Source organism: Aeribacillus sp. SP014, from assembly GCF_054055575.1.
Genome location: NZ_JBSRXI010000001.1, coordinates 817,121 through 836,117, shown reverse-complemented (window position 1 = coordinate 836,117; position 18,997 = coordinate 817,121). Strand labels below are relative to the sequence as shown.

Below are 18,997 nucleotides of genomic sequence, written 5' to 3'. Positions count from 1 at the left end.
AGCATGATAGAGATTAAAAATTTACAGAAAAATTTTGGACAGCACGAAATATTAAAAAATATTTCATTATCCATTCCAGCCCATCAAGTAGTGGCAGTCATTGGTCCAAGCGGTTCAGGAAAAAGTACGTTTTTAAGATGCATCAACGGACTTGAAACAATTACAGGCGGCACCATTACAGTCGACGGTCATGTGATTGATGCAAATGCTTCAAAAAAAGCACAACAAAAAGAAATTTATGCCATTCGTCGAAAAACAGGGATGGTGTTTCAACAATTTAATTTATACCCGCATAAAACGGCCGTCCAAAATGTAATGGAAGCTTTATTAGTAGTGAAAAAAATGCCGAAGGAAAAAGCATACAGCATCGCAGCCAATTTGTTAGAAAAAGTCGGGCTTGCAGCAAAAGAAGATGCTTATCCGTCTCAGCTGTCAGGCGGACAGCAACAACGTGTAGCGATCGCAAGAGCTCTTGCGATGGAACCGAAGTTGATGCTATTCGATGAACCGACTTCTGCACTTGATCCGGAGCTTGTAGGAGAAGTATTAAAAGTAATGAAAGAATTAGCAGAAGACGGCATGACGATGATTATTGTAACGCATGAGATGAAATTTGCCCGGAGTGCCGCTGACCGCATTTTATTTATGGCAGACGGCGTTATCGTAGAAGATGCGAAGCCAGCAGCATTTTTTGAACATCCGCAAACAGCGCGGGCACAAAAATTTTTGCAACAAGTTACAGAGTTTTAAAAGAGAGGAATTGAACAATATGCAAATTAAAGCAACATGGCAGGGCGGCCGTGCTTTTGAAGCAGTCGGTCCATCCGGATACAAAATGGCAATGGATGCCACGGAAAACTACGGTGGAGAAGGAAGTGCCGCAACCCCAACAGAAATGCTCCTAGCGGCTCTTGCCGGCTGCATTGGAATTGATGTAACGATGATTTTAAGACATGAATTAGATCATATTGAGGCAATTGATATTACAGTCGACGGCACGCGTCGCGAAGAATTGCCCTCTTCTTTCACCGCTTATACCATCACATTTACAGTAAATGGGGATATAACGCCGAAAAAAGTTTGGCGCGCCATCCAATTAGGCAAACAAAAATATTGTGCGGTTTCTGCATCTTTAAAAGGTGACGTTACGTTCAAACTAATATTGAACGGCAAAGAAATTCCTGCTGAAAAAGAGTGAAAAAACGAAGTAAAGTTTTGATTGCAAAGGATATTGAAAAATCTTTTGCAATCATTTTTTTATACAAATTTTGTTTTAGCAGCTGCCTTTAACTACCTATTTTCTTGTTTCTAACAGCTGTTCCGCTGTCCAAGCCGGAGTGTTTGCGGTTTTAACTAACTATTTTCTTGATTGGGGCTGTCTAATAAGTCGTTTTTTCGGCTTATTGACGGCCCCCTTTTATGAAATATCGATGTTAATGATTTTTGGTTTTCAATAGGGATTTGACTTTCTGGACAGCCCCGTGCCACATTTTTTGTTTTTGCTGAAAAAAATAAACGACCTTTTCCCGCAATTCATTTGGAAAAGGCCGCAATTCGGATATCTATTCTTTTTCCAATCAATTTTTGTAACCTACTTCACAAAAATCGTTCTGCCATTTTTTATTTATAAATTTTCGACAGCACGCTCATCTTCTTTTACATAGGAATATGCTAGCTCATGGAAGGACACTTGATTTCCAATAACATAGTCATGTTGTTTTCGATTTTCATGCGCTTTTTGGAACACATCGCTGTGGAACCAACCTTCGAAGCTTTCTTTGTTCTCCCATGTTGTGTATACACGAACTTCGTCATAATCTTTTAATCCGTCTGTTACTAAGAGATCTAAACGAATGAACCCAGGAAATTTCTCAATTCCCTTTCTAATTTTAAAACGCTCCACTAACTTTCCGGAATATCCTTTTTTCACGCGAATGGAATTGGTAACGATGTACATTCTTTTTTCCCCTTTCTTTTGAATCGTTTTGGAATAAACATTGGTTTTCCATCCATATCATGGATGGAGACAGAAATACCAAATACCTCTTCAAACATTTTTTCCGAAAATACTTCCTCTGGACTGCCTTGTTGATAAATCGTCCCGTCTTTCATCACGATTAAGCGGTCACTATACTGTGCGGCTTGATTCAGATCGTGAAGAATCATGATGACCGTCCTGTTATACTGTTGATTGATCGTTTGGACAACCTCCAAAATTTCCAATTGATGTACAATATCTAAAAACGTGGTCGGTTCATCCAATAATAAATATTCAGTACTCTGGGCAAGAACCATCGCAATCCATGCTCTTTGCCTCTCGCCTCCTGATAAGGAAGACAAGTGTTGATGTTCATATTGTTTCACATTGGCAAGAGCTAACGCCCAATCAACGATTTCTTTATCTTCTTGACTGAATGGGACAAATTTTCGTTTATAAGGGTTCCTGCCGAACTCTACTAATTCACGTACGGTAAAATCGAGCGTAACATCATGTGTTTGCGGCAGCATAGTTAATTGTTTTGCGATATCTTTTCGATTCGCAGAAACGATATTTTTTCCATCGAGAATGATCTCGCCATTTTGGGGCTGTAATAAGGCAGCGATGAGCCGCAGCAAGGTGGATTTTCCTGATCCATTAGGCCCGATAATACTAATCACTTCACCCTTTGGCAATTCCAGATTCATTTCGTTGATGCCAAATCGTTTGGAATGGTGGTAAGTCAGATCTTTAACGGTGAGCATGCTTCACTCCCCCTTTAAAGACCAAATATAGGAAAAACGGACCGCCTAGAAAAGACAGCAGGATCCCTACCGGCAGTTCAATAGGATCAAACCAGCTTCTTGCCGCAGCATCTGCGAACACAACGAGTATGCCGCCGCCTACACAGGATAATGGCAGCAAATAACGATAATCGTTTCCGATGAGCAATCGAATGATATGCGGAACGATAAGACCTACAAATCCTACCAGTCCGGCCACACTGACGGCTATTCCAGCTAAAAGAGCACTGACAAAAATTAAGAAAAATCTGCTTCTTTCCACTTGATGGCCTAATAAAGTGGCCACCTCATCCCCCAGCATCAGCATGCGGATATGTTTGATGGAAAAAAACGCTAATGCCAGTGCAAAAATGGCATAATAAACAATCATCTCTACATGCACCCAGCTTACGCCGCTAATCCCGCCATTTAGCCATGGCAGAACCGCTTGAACTTTGTCGCTATGTAAAATCATAATACATGACATGATCGCACCTAAAAAGGCGTTGATTGAAATCCCGACCAGCATAATTCGAACAATGGAAGTTCCATCTTGCCAAGCTAGCAAATAAATCAGCATAGCCGTAAGAAAAGCGCCTAGAAAGGCTGCTAAAGGCAAAATGTGCAGTTGATCGGGATACAGCACCATGATCACCGTCGCTGCCAGTCCTGCCCCAGACGTCACGCCAATAATACCGGGATCCGCAAGCGGGTTTTTCATTACACCTTGTAAAATCGCACCCGAAACCGCTAAACACATGCCGACAAGCAGCCCAACGAGAATCCTTGGGAGCCGCAAATCCCAAACAACACGGTACACTAACGATTCCTTATCGCCCATATCCGCAAAAAATTCCTTAAATGAAATAGAGATACTGCCTGCTGTCAGGCTATAGAATACGCTTAGAAACAATAAGATGATCAGAATGATGATAAGCCATATTCGTTTCTTTCGATTCATCATGAATCCTTTCCTATATCTTTCAAGCTTTGACGCATATATTCCACTGCTTCTGTGATCTTTGTCCCCGGATTAGTGCCAAACAAATTCGATGGCAGCACCACAATGTTTCCTTTTTTTACTGCATCTAAGTTTTTCCAAGCTGCATTTTTTTCCATTTCTTGTTTAAAAGCTTTTTCTACTCCGCTAGGATCACCGTGTGTGATTAAGTAAATGATATCTGGATCAGCTTCCACCACACGTTCTACCGCTAATTGAGCGTATTGCGGATATTCTTTTAACTTTGGAAAGTTCGATGCTACATTGATTCCACCCGATTTTTCTAAAATATCTCCTGCCAATGACGTTGGGAGAGCTGCTAAAAATGATCCAGGTGCTCCATAAACAAGCAATGCTTGAGCTTCGGAAGCTTCCGTTTGCTTCTCAACGACTTGCTCGATTTGTTTAATCAACTCTTGAGCTTTCGATTCTTTACCGAGAAGAGTTCCATATGTTTCGATGTTTTTCTTTATATCTTCAATGGAATTCGCTTCCGTCATGATAGTTTGTATTCCTTGATTCTCCAATGCGGGGATGTTTTTATCAAAACCAACATTGGCAATTAACACATCTGGCTTCAAACTTACGATCTTCTCTATATTCGGCTGGTGTGTATTTCCGATTTCTGCTACTTTTTCTAATTCTTCCGGTATCTCTACCTTCGTACTAGGCCTGCCGACAATTTCCCCTCCTAATTGATGAATGATATCCATATCACCGATCGTTAATGAAGCAAATTTTTTCGGATGAGTGTCAAAAGCAACTTCACGACCTGATGCATCGGTCACTTTCACTTTGCTTTCTGTTACTTTTGTCCCTCCTGTTGATTCAGTTCCTTTTACCCCGCATCCGGTAAATAAGAGCAATAAGAAAAACGTGAGGGTGAATTGGAAAAGTTTTGTTTTCAAAAGTATCCCTCCTTTACCATTTTAATTAAAAATGATTATCATTGTCAATTGTTATTTTCGAAATTTTCAACCATTTACTTGTTCTCCTTTAATTTTGCATGTATGACAAGTCTCCCTTCTCCTCCAGGAAACGTGTAATCACAAGTAGATAAAGTTAAAATTTGATCATTCGGTTCGATATCAATATCGGTCTTATAAATGGAACGATCTTTTAACTGATTGACGAATGATAAAAATTCGTCATCAGAGGAAAATTCAGTATCGATATAATAAAAATCTGTAGTCGTTTTATATACTGAAAAGATTTCAGCATCGTAGCTTTCATATAACGTATCAAAATAAATGGTGCGGTGATGCTGGAAAAACGATTCATCCAGATATTTATCTAATTGTCCAAACATCGTGTCATCTTTCATACGATGTCCGTAAAGGATAACATTTTGATTTAGGCCTTTCACATCATTTCGATAATCCATAAAAATGCTTCCAGCCCTTGATTTCTCTTTTTTATAATTTCTTGTTAAATAAAACTCATTGTTTTCCGCTTGAAGAATCGGATACGAAATGTATGTGTCGGGAATTTCAATCCAACCAACAATATCTTGGTTAATGCGCTGCAATTCAATAAAAGACGAACGAATTCTTTCAAAGTCCTTGCCTTCGTGAGAAGTTCTCTCGGTACGATTTTCTTGATAAACCTCTTGAATTTCAGCTAAAACTTGCCGGTTTGTATAGTAATCGTAAAGGATACTTATAATTTGATACGCTGAAAAAAACAAAATCCCAATGCAAACAATGCTAACGAGTTTCCCAATGATCTTTCTCAATCCCCGATCATTCATGTCGCATTGTCATTCCTTCTAGCAACTCCCATTGGCACAACATAAAATCCGCTTTGATCATTATGATTGACTATGGCTCTTACCCCATAAATGCTTTCAATCATTCCTTCCGTGATCACTTCTTTTGGAGAACCTTCCATCACAATTTCGCCGTTTTTCATCACAATAATCCAATCACTATAACGAATGGCTTGATTCATATCATGCAGCACCATCACAATCGTAATGTTATACTCCCTGTTTAACTTCTTGATGAGCTCTAAAATTTCGAATTGATAATAAACATCCAAATATGTTGTCGGTTCATCCAAAAACAAAATAGGAGTTTTTTGCGCCAATGCCATCGCTATCCAAACTCGCTGTCTTTCTCCCCCAGACAGCTGTTCTACTTTTTCTTTTCGTTTTGATTGCAAATTGGTAATGGAAAGCGCCCAATCAATCACTTCTTCATCCTCTTCTGAGTTATGATGATGAAAAAATCTTTTATACGGCATGCGGCCGTAGCTCACCAGGTTCTCGACATTGATATCAAAAGGAATTTCATTTTTTTGATGAACAACCGATAGTTTCTTCGCCAATTCCCTCGGCTTATATTGTTGAATCAATTTTCCGTCCAAAATAATCTGGCCTTTTTGCGGTGCATTGTGGCTAGACATAACTTCTAATAATGTGGACTTTCCGCATCCATTCGGACCGATAATCGTCGTAATTTTACCAGGTTCAACAGCAAGGTTAATTGATTTTAACTGATCCTCTTTTTGATTATATGAGAATGAAACATTTTTAACCTCCATAGATGCGATCACTCCTTCTAATCAATATAATCAAAAAGGGACCGCCGATTAATGACATAATAATGGATGCAGGAAGTTCCGTCGGCGCTAAAAACACCCTTCCGATTGTGTCGGCCGTTAAAATAAGCAAAGCTCCTGATAAAATGGAGAATGGTGTTAATATTTTATAATCTGAACCGACTAATAGCCGTCCAATATGGGGAATTAGCAAACCGACAAATGCAATGACCCCAACAGTTGCGGTTGTGACGCTTGCCAAATAAACTGCAATCGCAGATATAATAACCCGAGCTCTTGTCACGTGAAGCCCCAGATTTCGCGCCGTTTTATCTTGTAAAGCCAGCATGTTGCACCAAGAATAAACGAGCAAGGACAATATTAAACCGATGGAACCATATATAACAATTGTTTGAACATCGTCCCACGTTTGTTGAGATAATGTTGATGCAGTAGCTTTCGCAGAACTGGTTGTCGTATAGCCTCTGTAGTTAAAGGATTCATATAATGCAGTAAACACCGCATTGACTGCCACCCCAACTAAAATTAATCGAAGGGGGCTGAGTCCTGATTTCCATGAAAAGGAATAGACAAGAAAACAGGCAAGTATCCCTCCAAGAAAAGCAAACAGCGGCATCCAAAAAAACAACGTAGGAAAGAAGCTGATCATAGTTAATGCAACAAAATTGGCTCCTGAAGAAATCCCGATGATCCCAGCTTCCGCCAAAGGATTTCTCATGACTGCCTGCAATAATAATCCCGATACCGCCAAATTTGCTCCAGCAAAAAGGGACACAATGATCCGTGGAAATCTCATATCCTTTATGACTTCTACATCTTCATTTCCACCAAACAAAAGGCCTCTGATCAACTCAGCAACGCCAATTTCCAAACTTCCGTTCACAATAGAGAAAAAAGTGACAACAACCAGCATTGTGGTCACTACTGCAAAAGTTAGCCACGTTTTCTTCATGGATCAGCACCCTTTTCTTTTTTGTCCGCTTATTCATGAAACTCAGGATACAAATATTTCACCAATTCATCTAAAGCTTCATCCGCTCGAATGGTTGCGGTAGTCGGGAACAATTCTTCTTCCAGATCATACACCCTGCCATTTTTGACAGCATCAAAATGCTTCCATATATCGTTCTTCTTAAATTCTTCATCGAACATTTTGACTACTTCCTCCGGCATGCCGTGAGCAAGCCTTAATATGACATCGGGATTGGACTCATATAAATATTCTGTGTTAGATTCTAAATACTCCACTTTCTCTCCTTGAATCACGTTGTTTCCACCCGCCAATTTCACTAGATCGCCAATATAGGAATGCTCTGTTGCCACTAAGTAACTTCCGGGAACTCCGAGTAAGATTAAAACATTTGGTTTTTCCAAGTTACGAGTTTTTTTCTGGATTTCTTTTACTTTTTTTTCGAATCTATCAACGATCTTCTTCGCTTGTTTTTGTCGTTCATATTTTTCTCCGAGTGCAAGAATTTCCTTTTCCATTGATTGAAGACTGGTTAAATCCAAAAAATCTACTTGAACGTTATGTTTTTCAAACACTGGCTCTAAATCATATTGAATAGTTGAAACAGAGTATACATCAGTAGGTTTTAAAGACATCAAAACTTCCATATCAGGATTTTTAGCATACCCCACTCTTTTCGCATTCTTATACCGCTCCGGCAGTTTTTTGCTGCTTGTGGGGACGCCAACTAAATCAATATCTAACGCATCAAAAATTTCCGTAACGGCAACAGATAATGAGACAACTCGATGATCCTGTTTTTTCGGCTTTTTTTGTTCCGTTGATTCAGCAGCAGATGAAGAACAACCGGCGACGACAACCAGCAGCATTATCAAAAGGATCAGCCATCCCATTCTTCTTTGTTTACACACTTAAACAAAGCCTCCCCGCTTTTTCGACCGACCTAAAAAGTCGTTGTCATATTTTTTTAAATAAGAAAATGTTGTCTTGATGGGCATGTCCGCATCAAGACAACAGTCAGGTTATTTTTTCAAATGAATAAGGAGCCTTGAGCGATTCTTCCAAACTATGATGGCAAGAGATCCTAGCAGCAATGCCAAATACAAACCAATTTGGGAAAGATCAGCCGTTTTGGCATTCACGGTTGAATTATTTGAGTTATTGGAAGCGTCATCGTCTGTCGACTGTTGATCTGCATCTCGGTTAAAGGTTAGTGAATCGTCATCGCTATTGCTATTTTGTTGATTTTGATCCTGATTTTGGTTTTGATCTTGATCGCTGGAATTCGTATTCTTCGTTGGAACGCCTGTTCCATCATATGGTTTTACACTATCTGGATCAAAAGCAATTTGGATATCATACGTATTGTGATATTGAAGATCTGGAATATCCACCTTGATCTTAGCATTCACTTTTTTAGATAAATCTTCGATCGGGAAACCTACTACTCTTGTATCTTCTTTTTCATTTTTGCTTCGCACTTCCACATCTTGATATTGGCCGTTTCTTTCCACTTGTAATTTCGTGATCCATGAGCTTTTTAGCAATGTGAACGCAACATCTAATTGTCCATTTTTTACAGTTAATAGTGCCGGGCTGACAACATAATCATTGACCATTGACGGTTCTTCTGTACCATTTTTTAATACAGTAAATTCCACGGTATATAAACCGTCAGCCAACTCATTTCTTGTTTGGCCGCCATTGTTATTTCCAGAATTTTGATTGTTATTGTTCGATGGATTGTCTCCAGGCTTATTTGTACCCGGATCTTTCCCAGGATCTTCTGGTTTTTGTCCATCCTCATCCGGCTGATCCTTCTTCATTGGTTTGATGCTGTCTACATCAAACTGGATTTGAACCGTATAAGATCCATCATAACCATATTGCGGTATAACAACTCTTGTTTGAACATTCAGTTTTTTCGTTAAATCGTCCACTTCAAACTTGACGACTCTTGTGTCTTCTACGTCATTCGTCGATACAACCTCCGCATCGACATATTGACCGTTTCGCTCTACTTGAAATGTTTTAATCCGTTTGCTGCTTTTTAACGTCACTGAGACGTATTTTTTGCCGTTCTGCACTGTTAAACCAGCTGGCTTCACAGTATAGCCGTCCATTGTTGAGGTATCTTCTGTTCCGTTTTTCAAGACCCTAAAGCCAATCGTATATTCGCCGTCTTGAAGCTGTTCCGCAGGCTGTTCATCTTGATTGCCATCTTCTCCCGGCTGCGGATTTGGCTCAGTATCTCCAGGAGTTGGATCTTTCGGCTCTTCCCCATCTTCTTGATCCGGATTTTCAGGCTCTTGCCCGCCCTCTTCCGGCTGCTCCGCCTGCACTGGTGTAATGCTGTCTACATCAAATTGGAATTGAACCGTATGAACTGTATCATATACGCCTGGTACGGCGACTCTTGTTTGAACATTCAATTTTTTCGTTAAATCATCCACTTCAAACTTGACGACTCTCGTGTTTTCTGCTCCATTCGTCGATACAACCTCCGCATCGACGTATTCACCATTACGTTCTACTTGAAAAGTTTTAATCCATTCGCTGCTTTTTAATGTCACTGATACATATGCTTTGCCGTTCTGCACTGTTAAGCCGGCCGGCTTCACGGTATAGCCGTCCATTGTCGAGGTATCTTCTGTCCCGTTTTTCAAGACCCTAAAGCCAATCGTGTATTCTCCGTCTGCTAAAGCCGATTCAGCAAAAACAGGCTGTATTTTGACGGTCGGCAATAATAGCAGGAAAACCATAAAAATGGCAAAAAACTTTCTAATCCTTTTCTTCACAAGAAACCTCCCCTTCTACAAAACTTTAAATCTAGATTTGAATTTAAAAATTAGAAATGCTGCAGATAATAAAAATAAACCGATGAAAACATAAAGTGACGTGCTGTCACTAGTTTCCGGATTATTTTCTGTCTGCTTGTCTGTTTCATTTTGATTGTTTGTTTTATTTTGACTACTTTTTTCATTGCTTGTTTTTGTAGAAGCAGAGGTAGATAATTCGTTTGAACTATTAGAATCTGAGCTAACAGCTTTAATACTATTTTGATCAAACTTTAGTCTTATTGTGTAATGGCTGTCATAAACACCCTCTCCAGGAAATTCGTCTTCTGGAATATAAACATGTATTTGAGAGGTTACAATGTCGGGAACTTGATCTACTTCAAATTGCGCAACTCTTTTATTTGCAGAAGTATCTGTGCTTATCACTTTTGTATCCACATTAGAAACTTTAAATTCTTTAATCCACGAACTATGATTTAATCTTACTTGAACGAAGTATTTGCCATTTTTCACAATTAGTTTTGCAGGCTTTTCCCAATAATCATTGGCCATGGATACCGAATCATTATCTGCTTTTAAAACTTTATAGTTGATGGTATATGTTCCATCAGCCAAGGAATTATTCGCCGATGCCGGCAATGAAGCATAAAAAACTACAAATAGTAAAAAGACGACTGAAAAAATTTTTTTCATTTTTTGATCCGTACCCTCCTTTAAAATTTAATTAATAGATTGTTATATTCCAGAATTAAATAGCTTTCCCCCTTTCGGTCACTTATTAATAACGATTCTCATTGTCAATAAATTTTTATGAATCTTCCAGTTTTCCATAATTATAGAAATTTTTCATTTAGTAGTTTTTTATTTAGTTGGATACTCCGTATTAGAAGACTTTAGTCGAATTTTTTACAGGAAAATAGAAAAATCTTGTTTAATTGAATTTCATTCATAAAAAAATAATTTGTATTTATCAGAATGATTGATTCGCCTTATGTCTGAAAAATTATTCGGACAGTGTATTACTCATGTGAATATAGGCTATCGATTAACAAAATGAATAGAAAAAAATGGAGATGCAACAAATTAGATCAGTTCCCTTTTTTTGGAAATGAGGTAGTGTGATAAAGCTGTTAAGGCCAAGGGAAAAATGGAAGATTTGGAGTATTTTTAAAAAATGCTGTTTCATTGATTAAACTTTATTAAGAAAATTTAATGTTTGTACCAGCACTTTCTTCTTTATGTATCGATAACGCAATATGAAGTCCATAAAAATATGTATGGAGAAGCTGTTATCTCCATAAAAATAAGTTTAGATTCTATAAAAAAGTAATATAGAGCAGATACAAAAACGGTAAAAATTGGACATGAACTTTTTTAAAAAGTGTGAATACGAAATGGAGTGTAAAACGGAATTAATTATTTTTGAATAATTTTTTTAAATAATATTCGCCAGCTATTCTATATGAGTTTACAACTAGGCAATAATGTATTGAAAATACATATGAGCATTTCTTCAAACAATAATATTTTCGCTGTACCTACAATGAAACTTCAAAACAAGCTCATAGTACTAGTAACTCTCATTTCTTTTTATCAATTTGTCCGATCTGTACAATCAACTGTTGACTTTCAAATTATTAAGATCTATTATTATAGAAAATTAAACCTAGCTAAATAGTATGATTTAAATTTAGAACGACTCAATTAGATGGTACAGATTTTTGAATGGATAAAAGGTGCAGACGACGAAGCGGTAGGTACAGATTTAGCATTACTCATCTACAAACAGGGTGTGGATCAAATACATCCTCTCGTTCATCATTTGACACTGCAAAAATAGTGATTCAAAAGCTTGCATATGACAGATCCTATCCTTATGCAAATGAAATCATATATACCTTATTGACTGCACAGTCAGTTGGATTAATAAATGATCAGACATTTAGAATGCTCATTCCTCAAACGCCGGCTGAAGCACTTTCAAATTTTTGTACAGCCACTGTCAATTTTATTAAAGCACATCATTAAGTCATAGGGTGCTATTGCATGAAATAATATTAAGAGTCTAACATGTCTCAATTTTTTGAATTTTATATTGATATGTAGTTTTGGAGAATATTTATAAAACTACCAGACTTAAGCTTGAAGGCAAGAGGTGGATCACATGCTGGAAATTAAAAATGTACATAAATCATTTGGGAAAAACAAAGTTTTAAACGGAGTTGATTTAAAAATAGATAAAGGGGATGTTGTCGTCATTCTTGGACCGAGCGGATCAGGAAAGACAACATTGCTAAGATGCATAAATTTTCTTGAAAAAGCAGATCAAGGTCAGGCAATTTTTGGGGATATTCAGGTTGATCTTCATAAAGCAACTAGAAAACAAATTCATGCAATAAGACAAAAGACTGCATTTGTATTTCAAAATTACAATTTGTTTAATAATAAAACAGCATTAGAAAATGTAACAGAGGGGCTTATTATTGGCAGGAAGATTCCAAAAGAAAAAGCGAATGAAATTGGAAAAAAAGCATTGGATAAAGTAGGACTGTCCCACAAATACAATGCTTACCCTAGTGAATTATCGGGCGGGCAGCAGCAAAGGGTTGGCATTGCAAGAGCGATTGCTTTAAATCCAGACATCATTTTATTTGATGAACCAACTTCCGCACTGGATCCGGAATTAGTTGGTGAAGTTTTAACAGTTATGAAGCAAATTGCCAAAGAAGGAACAACAATGTTGGTTGTAACTCATGAAATGTCTTTTGCGAAAGATGTTGCCAATCGGGTGATTTTTATGGATGGCGGAGTCATTGTAGAAGAAGGATCACCTAAAGAAATTTTCACACATCCAAAAGAAGAAAGAACAAAACAGTTCTTAAAGCGGGTAATACCCGAGGATTTTACTTACTATATTTAAACAATTGAACAGCCTTTGTCCTTTCACATCACTGTAAATACAGACCCAAACATAGAATTCCTAGCCCTAAACGATTCAAATACGAATTGTTTAGGGCTTTTGCCGAATATTGATTGATTTCCTTCAATATCCTTTACGAGCACCACTATTCAAGCTGTTTCCACTGGGCATCCTACGGAATGAACATATCAGGATGTGGATTCTCCCGTAAAAATAAAGAACCTTCGAAACGATCCGAAATTTCCCATTAAAGTATTAAATAGCCATCACTGCCAAATATTTTAACAACACGACAAGCAAAAGCAAGTTTCTCAAGAACGTGGTAAAATAATAGCATCAGCATAGCACTGTTCAGCAGCGTAGTATTCTTTCGAAATGCATGAGTACAAGCACTTTATTGATCCAACAGTAATGCAAAATTCTCACACCGTTATGCGAAGAAGTTTTTCAAGGAAGATTTCGATCAAGTGGCAATTATACAAAGCTGAATATCTATCCATATGTTTCCAGAAAAAATGTCCTATTCTTTTGAAACCCGGCAAAATGTAAAGCATCGTCGTCTATGCAATGAACAAGCAGTTCATCGGTTTTACCCAGATTTTATCCTATACGTTCGCCAACTTTTTCTAAAATAGGTGGTTTTGAAAACGTTTACTTTTTATAATTTGTCAGATTTCCTGACGATAATATTGAGAATGCTGCATTTTAAAAAAATAATCTATTTAAAGACAGTTTATATGGGATGCTGCTTTTAATAAAGACGGAATATTTTCATTATAGATTATTAAAACCATTTTAAGGAGGTGGAATCATTCAATTAATGATTGCAGATGTTGTGCTTGAGCCTAATACCATGAAATTGGTAAGATCGCTGCCGAATGTAATAAATTGATGACGACACCTTTGATTTGTGAAACTGCTGAACAATCGGCAAGATTAATTAAAAATAACTATGAACTAACAGAGATTTTTATATATGCTGACCCCGTGTTTTTCTACTTAGCAAAAAGTGCGTTTCCTATTAGTAATTTTTCGTATTACATCCCTTTTGCAGGATAAATGATCGGCAAAGAATCGATCAATCAAAAAGGAAAGCCAGGCCGAATTTAGGAAAAATCAATATCATGAAATTAGCAAAACACGTAATTGAAAAAGGAAAAGCAAATATTTAGTTTTCTTCATAACTGTAAATCCTTGGAGAATTGGCTGCATTTATAGAAGCAAACAAAATGTAATCTGCGATTCTCGGTGTTTGGCTGACCATGTAGATATTCTTTTTTTCGCTATTTTACTCTTTATGTTACCTTCGGCGGTATGAGCTTCTTGCGCAGGATATTTTAGTACGAATATTGTTTAGACTCTTCTAATTGTTTAGAATTTTTTCAATAATGATCGACTAAACGGGTGATTCTTGTTCATTTCAATTGACCCTTCATTATTGGATTTAAGACTGTAAAAATGCAAAAGGGGGCAAGAATTAATGAGGAATTCATTAGGCTATCCACAATTACTTTCGCAGTTGCGGCAAGACGATTCCCTAGACCTTTTGGCAGACCGTATTGGTGAAATGCTTGAATGTCCAATTACGATAGAGGATTCCAATCATCAGATCATTTCCTACAGCAGACATAAAGAAAATGTAGATGAAGCAAGAATGGCCACGATTATGAGTAGAAAAGTGCCAGATAAAATCATTAACAGCCTTTGGAAAAATGGGATTATGTCAAAACTGTTCGAAAGCGATGAACCTGTTATTGTCCCTGCAATCGAAGAAGTTGGACTTGGCAACCGTGTCGCTGTTTCGATTCGAAAACATAATGAGGTTTTAGGTTTTATATGGGCACAAATCAATGATAAAACAATGGGCGATGATCAATTGCATTTGCTAAAGGAAGCTGCAAAGCTTGTGAAAAACCAGCTCCTCCTTCAGCGAATAAGAAAACGAAAAGAAGAAGAGAGTCATCAAGAATTTCTATGGAAGCTATTAACAGGTCATCTGAACGATGTGTCTAAGATTAAACACCAGGCTAAACGAGTTGGGGTTAATCTGGATGGAAATCTTGCTGTTGCTATCATTAACTTTGAAAATGATATAACACAAGCTATTGAAAAACATGCCTATTATTTAGCTGAAACATTGCACCAAGTTCAAGTAGTCAGCAAATTATTTGATCAAAATCAACTAATATTGCTTACCCGGCTCAGAACAGAAAAAGAGGCGATTAACGCTCTTTCCGGTTTTATTAAAGATTTTATCAACAAAATAAGTATGCGTTTACAAATCCGAAATATATCTGGTGCTTTCGGCTCTGTTTATCATTCTCCGGAGCATGTTCATTGCAGCTATAAACAAGCATTGAAAGTATTAAGGCTTAAGGAAAAATTCCCCGATGAATTACAGCAAAAGTATAGTTTTCAGGAGATCGGCATCTATCAGTTTTTAGATGAACTTTATCAAATCCGAGTTCGTGACCACTATCAAAGTGAGGCAATCAAAAAATTAAGAGAGTATGACCTCAAGCATCACACCGATTTATTGCTTACGCTTAAAAGTTATTTAGAATGTGACTGCAATGTTTATCAAGCAGCGCAATTATTACATGTTCATCCGAATACGTTAAATTACCGTTTAAAAAGAGTAGTAGAAATAACAGGAGTAAACCTGAAAGACCCTAACCAGAAAATAACATTATTTCTGGATTTAAAACTTGAAAGCATGAATGTCGAGTAATTTGTATATTTACACAAATTACTTTTGCGGTTTTCTGATTTTTTCATAAAGTAAGGTTCAACTAAAAGAGATATGATAGTGGTGCAGATGTTATTTTAAGGAGATGGTGAGGATGATCATCGGGGTACCGAAAGAAATTAAAAATAATGAAAATCGTGTAGCTATCACACCTGCAGGGGTTGTGCAATTAATAAATGCAGGACATAAAGTAGTTATTGAAGCAAACGCTGGAATCGGAAGCGGTTTTACCGATGAAGAGTATAAACAGGCTGGTGCCGAGATTGTTGAAAGAGCTTCAGAGGTTTGGGAAATAGCAGAAATGATTCTGAAAGTAAAAGAGCCCCTCCCGGCTGAATATGTATATTTCCGAAAAGGGTTAATTTTATTTACCTATCTCCATTTGGCAAATGAACCGGAATTGGCCAAAGCTTTAGTGGAAAATGAAGTGACCGCTATTGCTTATGAAACAATTACTGTCAATAATACATTGCCATTATTGACACCAATGAGCGAAGTTGCCGGCCGCATGGCAGCTCAACTCGGGGCGCAATATTTGGAAAAATCTAAAGGAGGAAAGGGAATACTGCTAAGCGGTGTTCCTGGTGTCAAACGCGGGAAAGTCACGATTATTGGCGGCGGTGTAGTCGGAACGAATGCAGCAAAAATTGCACACGGCCTTGGTGCAGATGTAACGATTATTGACTTAAATCCTGCACGCCTGCGTCAATTAGAAGACATTTTTGGTTCAACTGTGCAGACGTTAATGTCAAATCCTTATAATATTGCAGAATCTGTCAAAGACTCCGATTTAGTTATCGGTTCGGTGCTGATTCCCGGTGCAAAAGCACCTAAGCTTGTAACGGAAGAAATGGTAAAATCTATGCAGCCCGGGTCAGTCATAATCGACGTTGCTATTGATCAAGGCGGAAACTTTGAAACGATTAATTATGCAACAACTCATGACAATCCTATTATCGAAAAATATGGAGTGCTGCATTATGCAGTCGCCAACATTCCAGGTGCGGTTCCACGTACAGCAACAATTGCCCTAACAAATGTCACGATTCCATATGCTGTGCAAATTGCTTCCAAAGGTGTAGTTCAAGCAATTAAAGAAAGTGAAGCGATTAAAACAGGCGTGAACGTCATGAATGGGAATATAACCTTTAAAGCAGTAGCACATGACCTTGGCTATGACTATGTTCCAGTCGATGACGTTATCTCCGAACGATTGTATTCTTAAAACGGTGATGAAACACCCTTCATGCTTAGCTGTGAAGGGTGTTTTTAGGATTCTTTAAATGGTCGAACGTTCATTTGCATTTATTCCACTTTTTTTTCGGCACATCATGCCAATTATTGAATAATAATTCTCAACAACACTCAGCAACTGAAAATTAGATGTGTGTCTTAATGCCACCGTGTACGGATTTTGCATACCATAAAATCCAGAAGGGGAGATCGCGTCCAACATGATAATCAAAACGATCTCCCCTTCTTATGTATCTACTATTCTTCTAATAAGTTCTTCTAATCCTTTTTGACGCTCAATTGCATCCAGAAACCCCACGCATGAATAGATTCTTAAGCAATAAAAAACACCCATTCACAATAGACCATCATCTAAAAATGAATGGGCACTTAAAAATTTTTAGAGCATATGTTCAGGAAAAACCTACTTTTGGACTGGAGGCTGCTTTATTTTATCGAGTAGAGGACTCTACATAGCCTTTCTGACCCAGCACATAGAAGACATCTTGACGACTCTCCAAAATGTAGGAGGGAGCAGGCTTGCCTCGGTTCGCCCGGTGACCAGCAAGGTGAGCCTCGCTCTTCTCCCAGGCTTTCCAAGCCTCTTCTGATTCCCAGCGAATCATAACGAGTACTTCTTCATTCCCTTTTTCTCTGCCTTTTTTTAAGCACGCTTAAATCGATAAAACCCGGCTGCTGTTCGATTATTCCCTGTGAAGTGAAGCGGTCAACAATTCGATCGGCATGTCCTTCTGTCACTAAAATAGTTTTTATTTGAACAAACACTCACATTGCTCCTTTCATAGTGATTATACATTATTATATTTGATAACAATTATCATTTTCAATAATACCCGCAAGAAATATTCATCTTTTTCAAAACGCTTCTCAATCAATTCATTTAAAAAGATGATGGCCAATAGCAAAGCGCCTGATCCGCAGCACAACATATGACGATATGGCTCCGCTGTCCCCATCAGATGAAAAATTGAATTGCCGGCACACTATCACTATTTAATTGTTCTCTACTTGTCCGGCTTTCGTATCAGATACTCCATTAGCCAAGATAATATTCGTTCATTATTTTAAAAAACTATTTTAATATAAAAGTTGCGCAACAAAAAACACACGTTTATGAAGTCAAACGAAATCAACTCCTAACATGTGTTTTTTACGTGGCAATATTGTTGTCAATCTTGATAAATAAGTTTAAATCTTATCCAAGACAGGTGTCTTTTTACGAACACAAGTTTTACAATTCTTTTAAGGCTGCGGCAGAGCAAGCTCTTTATTGTCAAAAATGGCTTCTCCATAATTCCATTCAAATTCCGCATGTGAGTATTTGATCATAATAAGTTTTGTATTTTTCAGTACCTGCACTCATGATTGCAGTATTATAAAGAATAACTTGTTTACTCAACTTTCGCAGCTCAATTTTGGCAAATAAGCCTTGATATAATTAGGCAAAACTACAATCCATTTACGTAATTGACTTTCGATTAATTTTTTAATCTTTTGATTTACATTTTGAAGTGCATCTTCAAGAATTTCAATGAGTAGTTGAAGTGCAAAGGTCCAATCTAGTTCATCGATTTCATCACAAAGTTCATAAAAAATGCCGCCTAATGTTCGATAAAGTTGAGGTTTTTTTTGCAAATTTTTATGTCAAGAAGTATTCTAAACAACCAACAAACCCCTTAACCGTAAGGCTTAGAAATTCAATTTACTGTGAGACAGTTGAGTTAACTAAATAATACAAAAGGAAAAATATCGGATACGTATATCCAAGGAACATTAGTGCATTCATTCTATCAGTCTGTATAGATAAATCAAAACATGTGATCAACATATAAAGCGGACTAGTAAACAATGCTATTAATACGGATTTGTTGCTGTTCATTCTAAATTATACTATTTTTAAAATTCGAAAATTATTAAATATTTATTTCTTACGATTAGTCGACTCACATGAACATTTTTCTGTTAATAGGGTGTGTAACACCGT

Annotated in this window: 16 protein-coding genes and 2 pseudogenes; 6 read left to right on the top strand and 12 right to left on the bottom strand. The window is 37.5% G+C overall.

What is annotated here, in order from left to right; all coding sequences use genetic code 11:
- Positions 1 to 3: 3 nt before the first annotated feature.
- Both ACVIJU_RS04180 and ACVIJU_RS04175 read left to right on the top strand, forming a co-directional pair.
- On the top strand, positions 4 to 750 hold the full coding sequence (locus ACVIJU_RS04180) for an amino acid ABC transporter ATP-binding protein (protein WP_066250100.1): 747 nt from the start codon (positions 4 to 6) through the stop codon (positions 748 to 750).
- Positions 751 to 769: 19 nt separating this feature from the next.
- Positions 770 to 1,198: an OsmC family protein gene (locus tag ACVIJU_RS04175; protein ID WP_063387719.1), complete on the top strand. Its 429-nt coding sequence runs from the start codon at positions 770 to 772 to the stop codon at positions 1,196 to 1,198.
- A gap of 426 nt (positions 1,199 to 1,624) precedes the next feature.
- Here the strand turns inward: ACVIJU_RS04175 and ACVIJU_RS04170 are convergent, their stop codons facing one another.
- From ACVIJU_RS04170 to isdC, 10 genes are all read right to left on the bottom strand, one after another.
- Positions 1,625 to 1,957 carry an antibiotic biosynthesis monooxygenase gene (locus ACVIJU_RS04170; RefSeq protein WP_063387718.1) on the bottom strand — a complete coding sequence of 111 codons (333 nt, stop codon included), beginning with the start codon at positions 1,955 to 1,957 and terminating at the stop codon, positions 1,625 to 1,627.
- Positions 1,927 to 2,742 carry an ABC transporter ATP-binding protein gene (locus ACVIJU_RS04165; protein ID WP_429645871.1) on the bottom strand — a complete coding sequence of 272 codons (816 nt, stop codon included), beginning with the start codon at positions 2,740 to 2,742 and terminating at the stop codon, positions 1,927 to 1,929. Before ACVIJU_RS04165 ends, ACVIJU_RS04170 begins: the two co-directional genes overlap by 31 nt.
- A complete protein-coding gene (locus ACVIJU_RS04160) occupies positions 2,729 to 3,724 on the bottom strand; it encodes a FecCD family ABC transporter permease (RefSeq protein ID WP_063387716.1) in 996 nt (331 codons plus the stop codon). Before ACVIJU_RS04160 ends, ACVIJU_RS04165 begins: the two co-directional genes overlap by 14 nt.
- Positions 3,721 to 4,668: an ABC transporter substrate-binding protein gene (locus tag ACVIJU_RS04155; RefSeq protein ID WP_327856949.1), complete on the bottom strand. Its 948-nt coding sequence runs from the start codon at positions 4,666 to 4,668 to the stop codon at positions 3,721 to 3,723. Before ACVIJU_RS04155 ends, ACVIJU_RS04160 begins: the two co-directional genes overlap by 4 nt.
- Before the next feature lie 74 nt (positions 4,669 to 4,742).
- Positions 4,743 to 5,510, bottom strand: coding sequence for a class B sortase (srtB, locus tag ACVIJU_RS04150; RefSeq protein WP_063387714.1), 768 nt, complete (start codon positions 5,508 to 5,510; stop codon positions 4,743 to 4,745).
- Positions 5,507 to 6,304: an ABC transporter ATP-binding protein gene (locus ACVIJU_RS04145; RefSeq protein WP_456687294.1), complete on the bottom strand. Its 798-nt coding sequence runs from the start codon at positions 6,302 to 6,304 to the stop codon at positions 5,507 to 5,509. Before ACVIJU_RS04145 ends, srtB begins: the two co-directional genes overlap by 4 nt.
- Positions 6,294 to 7,274, bottom strand: a complete 981-nt coding sequence (locus tag ACVIJU_RS04140; protein ID WP_063387712.1) for a FecCD family ABC transporter permease — start codon at positions 7,272 to 7,274, stop codon at positions 6,294 to 6,296. Before ACVIJU_RS04140 ends, ACVIJU_RS04145 begins: the two co-directional genes overlap by 11 nt.
- A gap of 29 nt (positions 7,275 to 7,303) precedes the next feature.
- Complete coding sequence (gene isdE / locus ACVIJU_RS04135; protein WP_063387711.1) at positions 7,304 to 8,185, bottom strand: heme ABC transporter substrate-binding protein IsdE; 882 nt, start codon at positions 8,183 to 8,185, stop codon at positions 7,304 to 7,306.
- Between the two features lie 129 nt (positions 8,186 to 8,314).
- Positions 8,315 to 10,090, bottom strand: a complete 1,776-nt coding sequence (locus ACVIJU_RS04130; protein WP_456687293.1) for an NEAT domain-containing protein — start codon at positions 10,088 to 10,090, stop codon at positions 8,315 to 8,317.
- Between the two features lie 15 nt (positions 10,091 to 10,105).
- On the bottom strand, positions 10,106 to 10,783 hold the full coding sequence (isdC, locus tag ACVIJU_RS04125; RefSeq protein ID WP_339210445.1) for a heme uptake protein IsdC: 678 nt from the start codon (positions 10,781 to 10,783) through the stop codon (positions 10,106 to 10,108).
- Positions 10,784 to 11,798: 1,015 nt separating this feature from the next.
- Here isdC and ACVIJU_RS04120 point away from each other — a divergent pair.
- From ACVIJU_RS04120 to ald, 4 genes are all read left to right on the top strand, one after another.
- Entirely contained in the window at positions 11,799 to 11,930 is a 132-nt protein-coding gene (locus tag ACVIJU_RS04120; RefSeq protein ID WP_339193393.1) for a hypothetical protein, read from the top strand.
- Positions 11,931 to 12,254: 324 nt separating this feature from the next.
- Entirely contained in the window at positions 12,255 to 13,010 is a 756-nt protein-coding gene (locus tag ACVIJU_RS04115; protein ID WP_063387708.1) for an amino acid ABC transporter ATP-binding protein, read from the top strand.
- A 1,480-nt stretch (positions 13,011 to 14,490) separates the two neighbouring features.
- Positions 14,491 to 15,741: a PucR family transcriptional regulator gene (locus tag ACVIJU_RS04110; RefSeq protein ID WP_456687292.1), complete on the top strand. Its 1,251-nt coding sequence runs from the start codon at positions 14,491 to 14,493 to the stop codon at positions 15,739 to 15,741.
- Positions 15,742 to 15,853: 112 nt separating this feature from the next.
- Positions 15,854 to 16,984 (top strand): alanine dehydrogenase, encoded by a 1,131-nt coding sequence (gene ald, locus ACVIJU_RS04105; RefSeq protein ID WP_456687291.1) that lies wholly within the window; start codon positions 15,854 to 15,856, stop codon positions 16,982 to 16,984.
- A 460-nt stretch (positions 16,985 to 17,444) separates the two neighbouring features.
- Here the strand turns inward: ald and ACVIJU_RS04100 are convergent.
- Positions 17,445 to 17,778 (bottom strand): annotated as a pseudogene (locus ACVIJU_RS04100) (antibiotic biosynthesis monooxygenase family protein).
- A gap of 630 nt (positions 17,779 to 18,408) precedes the next feature.
- Positions 18,409 to 18,624, bottom strand: a pseudogene (locus tag ACVIJU_RS04095) (IS4 family transposase); the annotation flags it as partial.
- Positions 18,625 to 18,997: the final 373 nt, after the last annotated feature.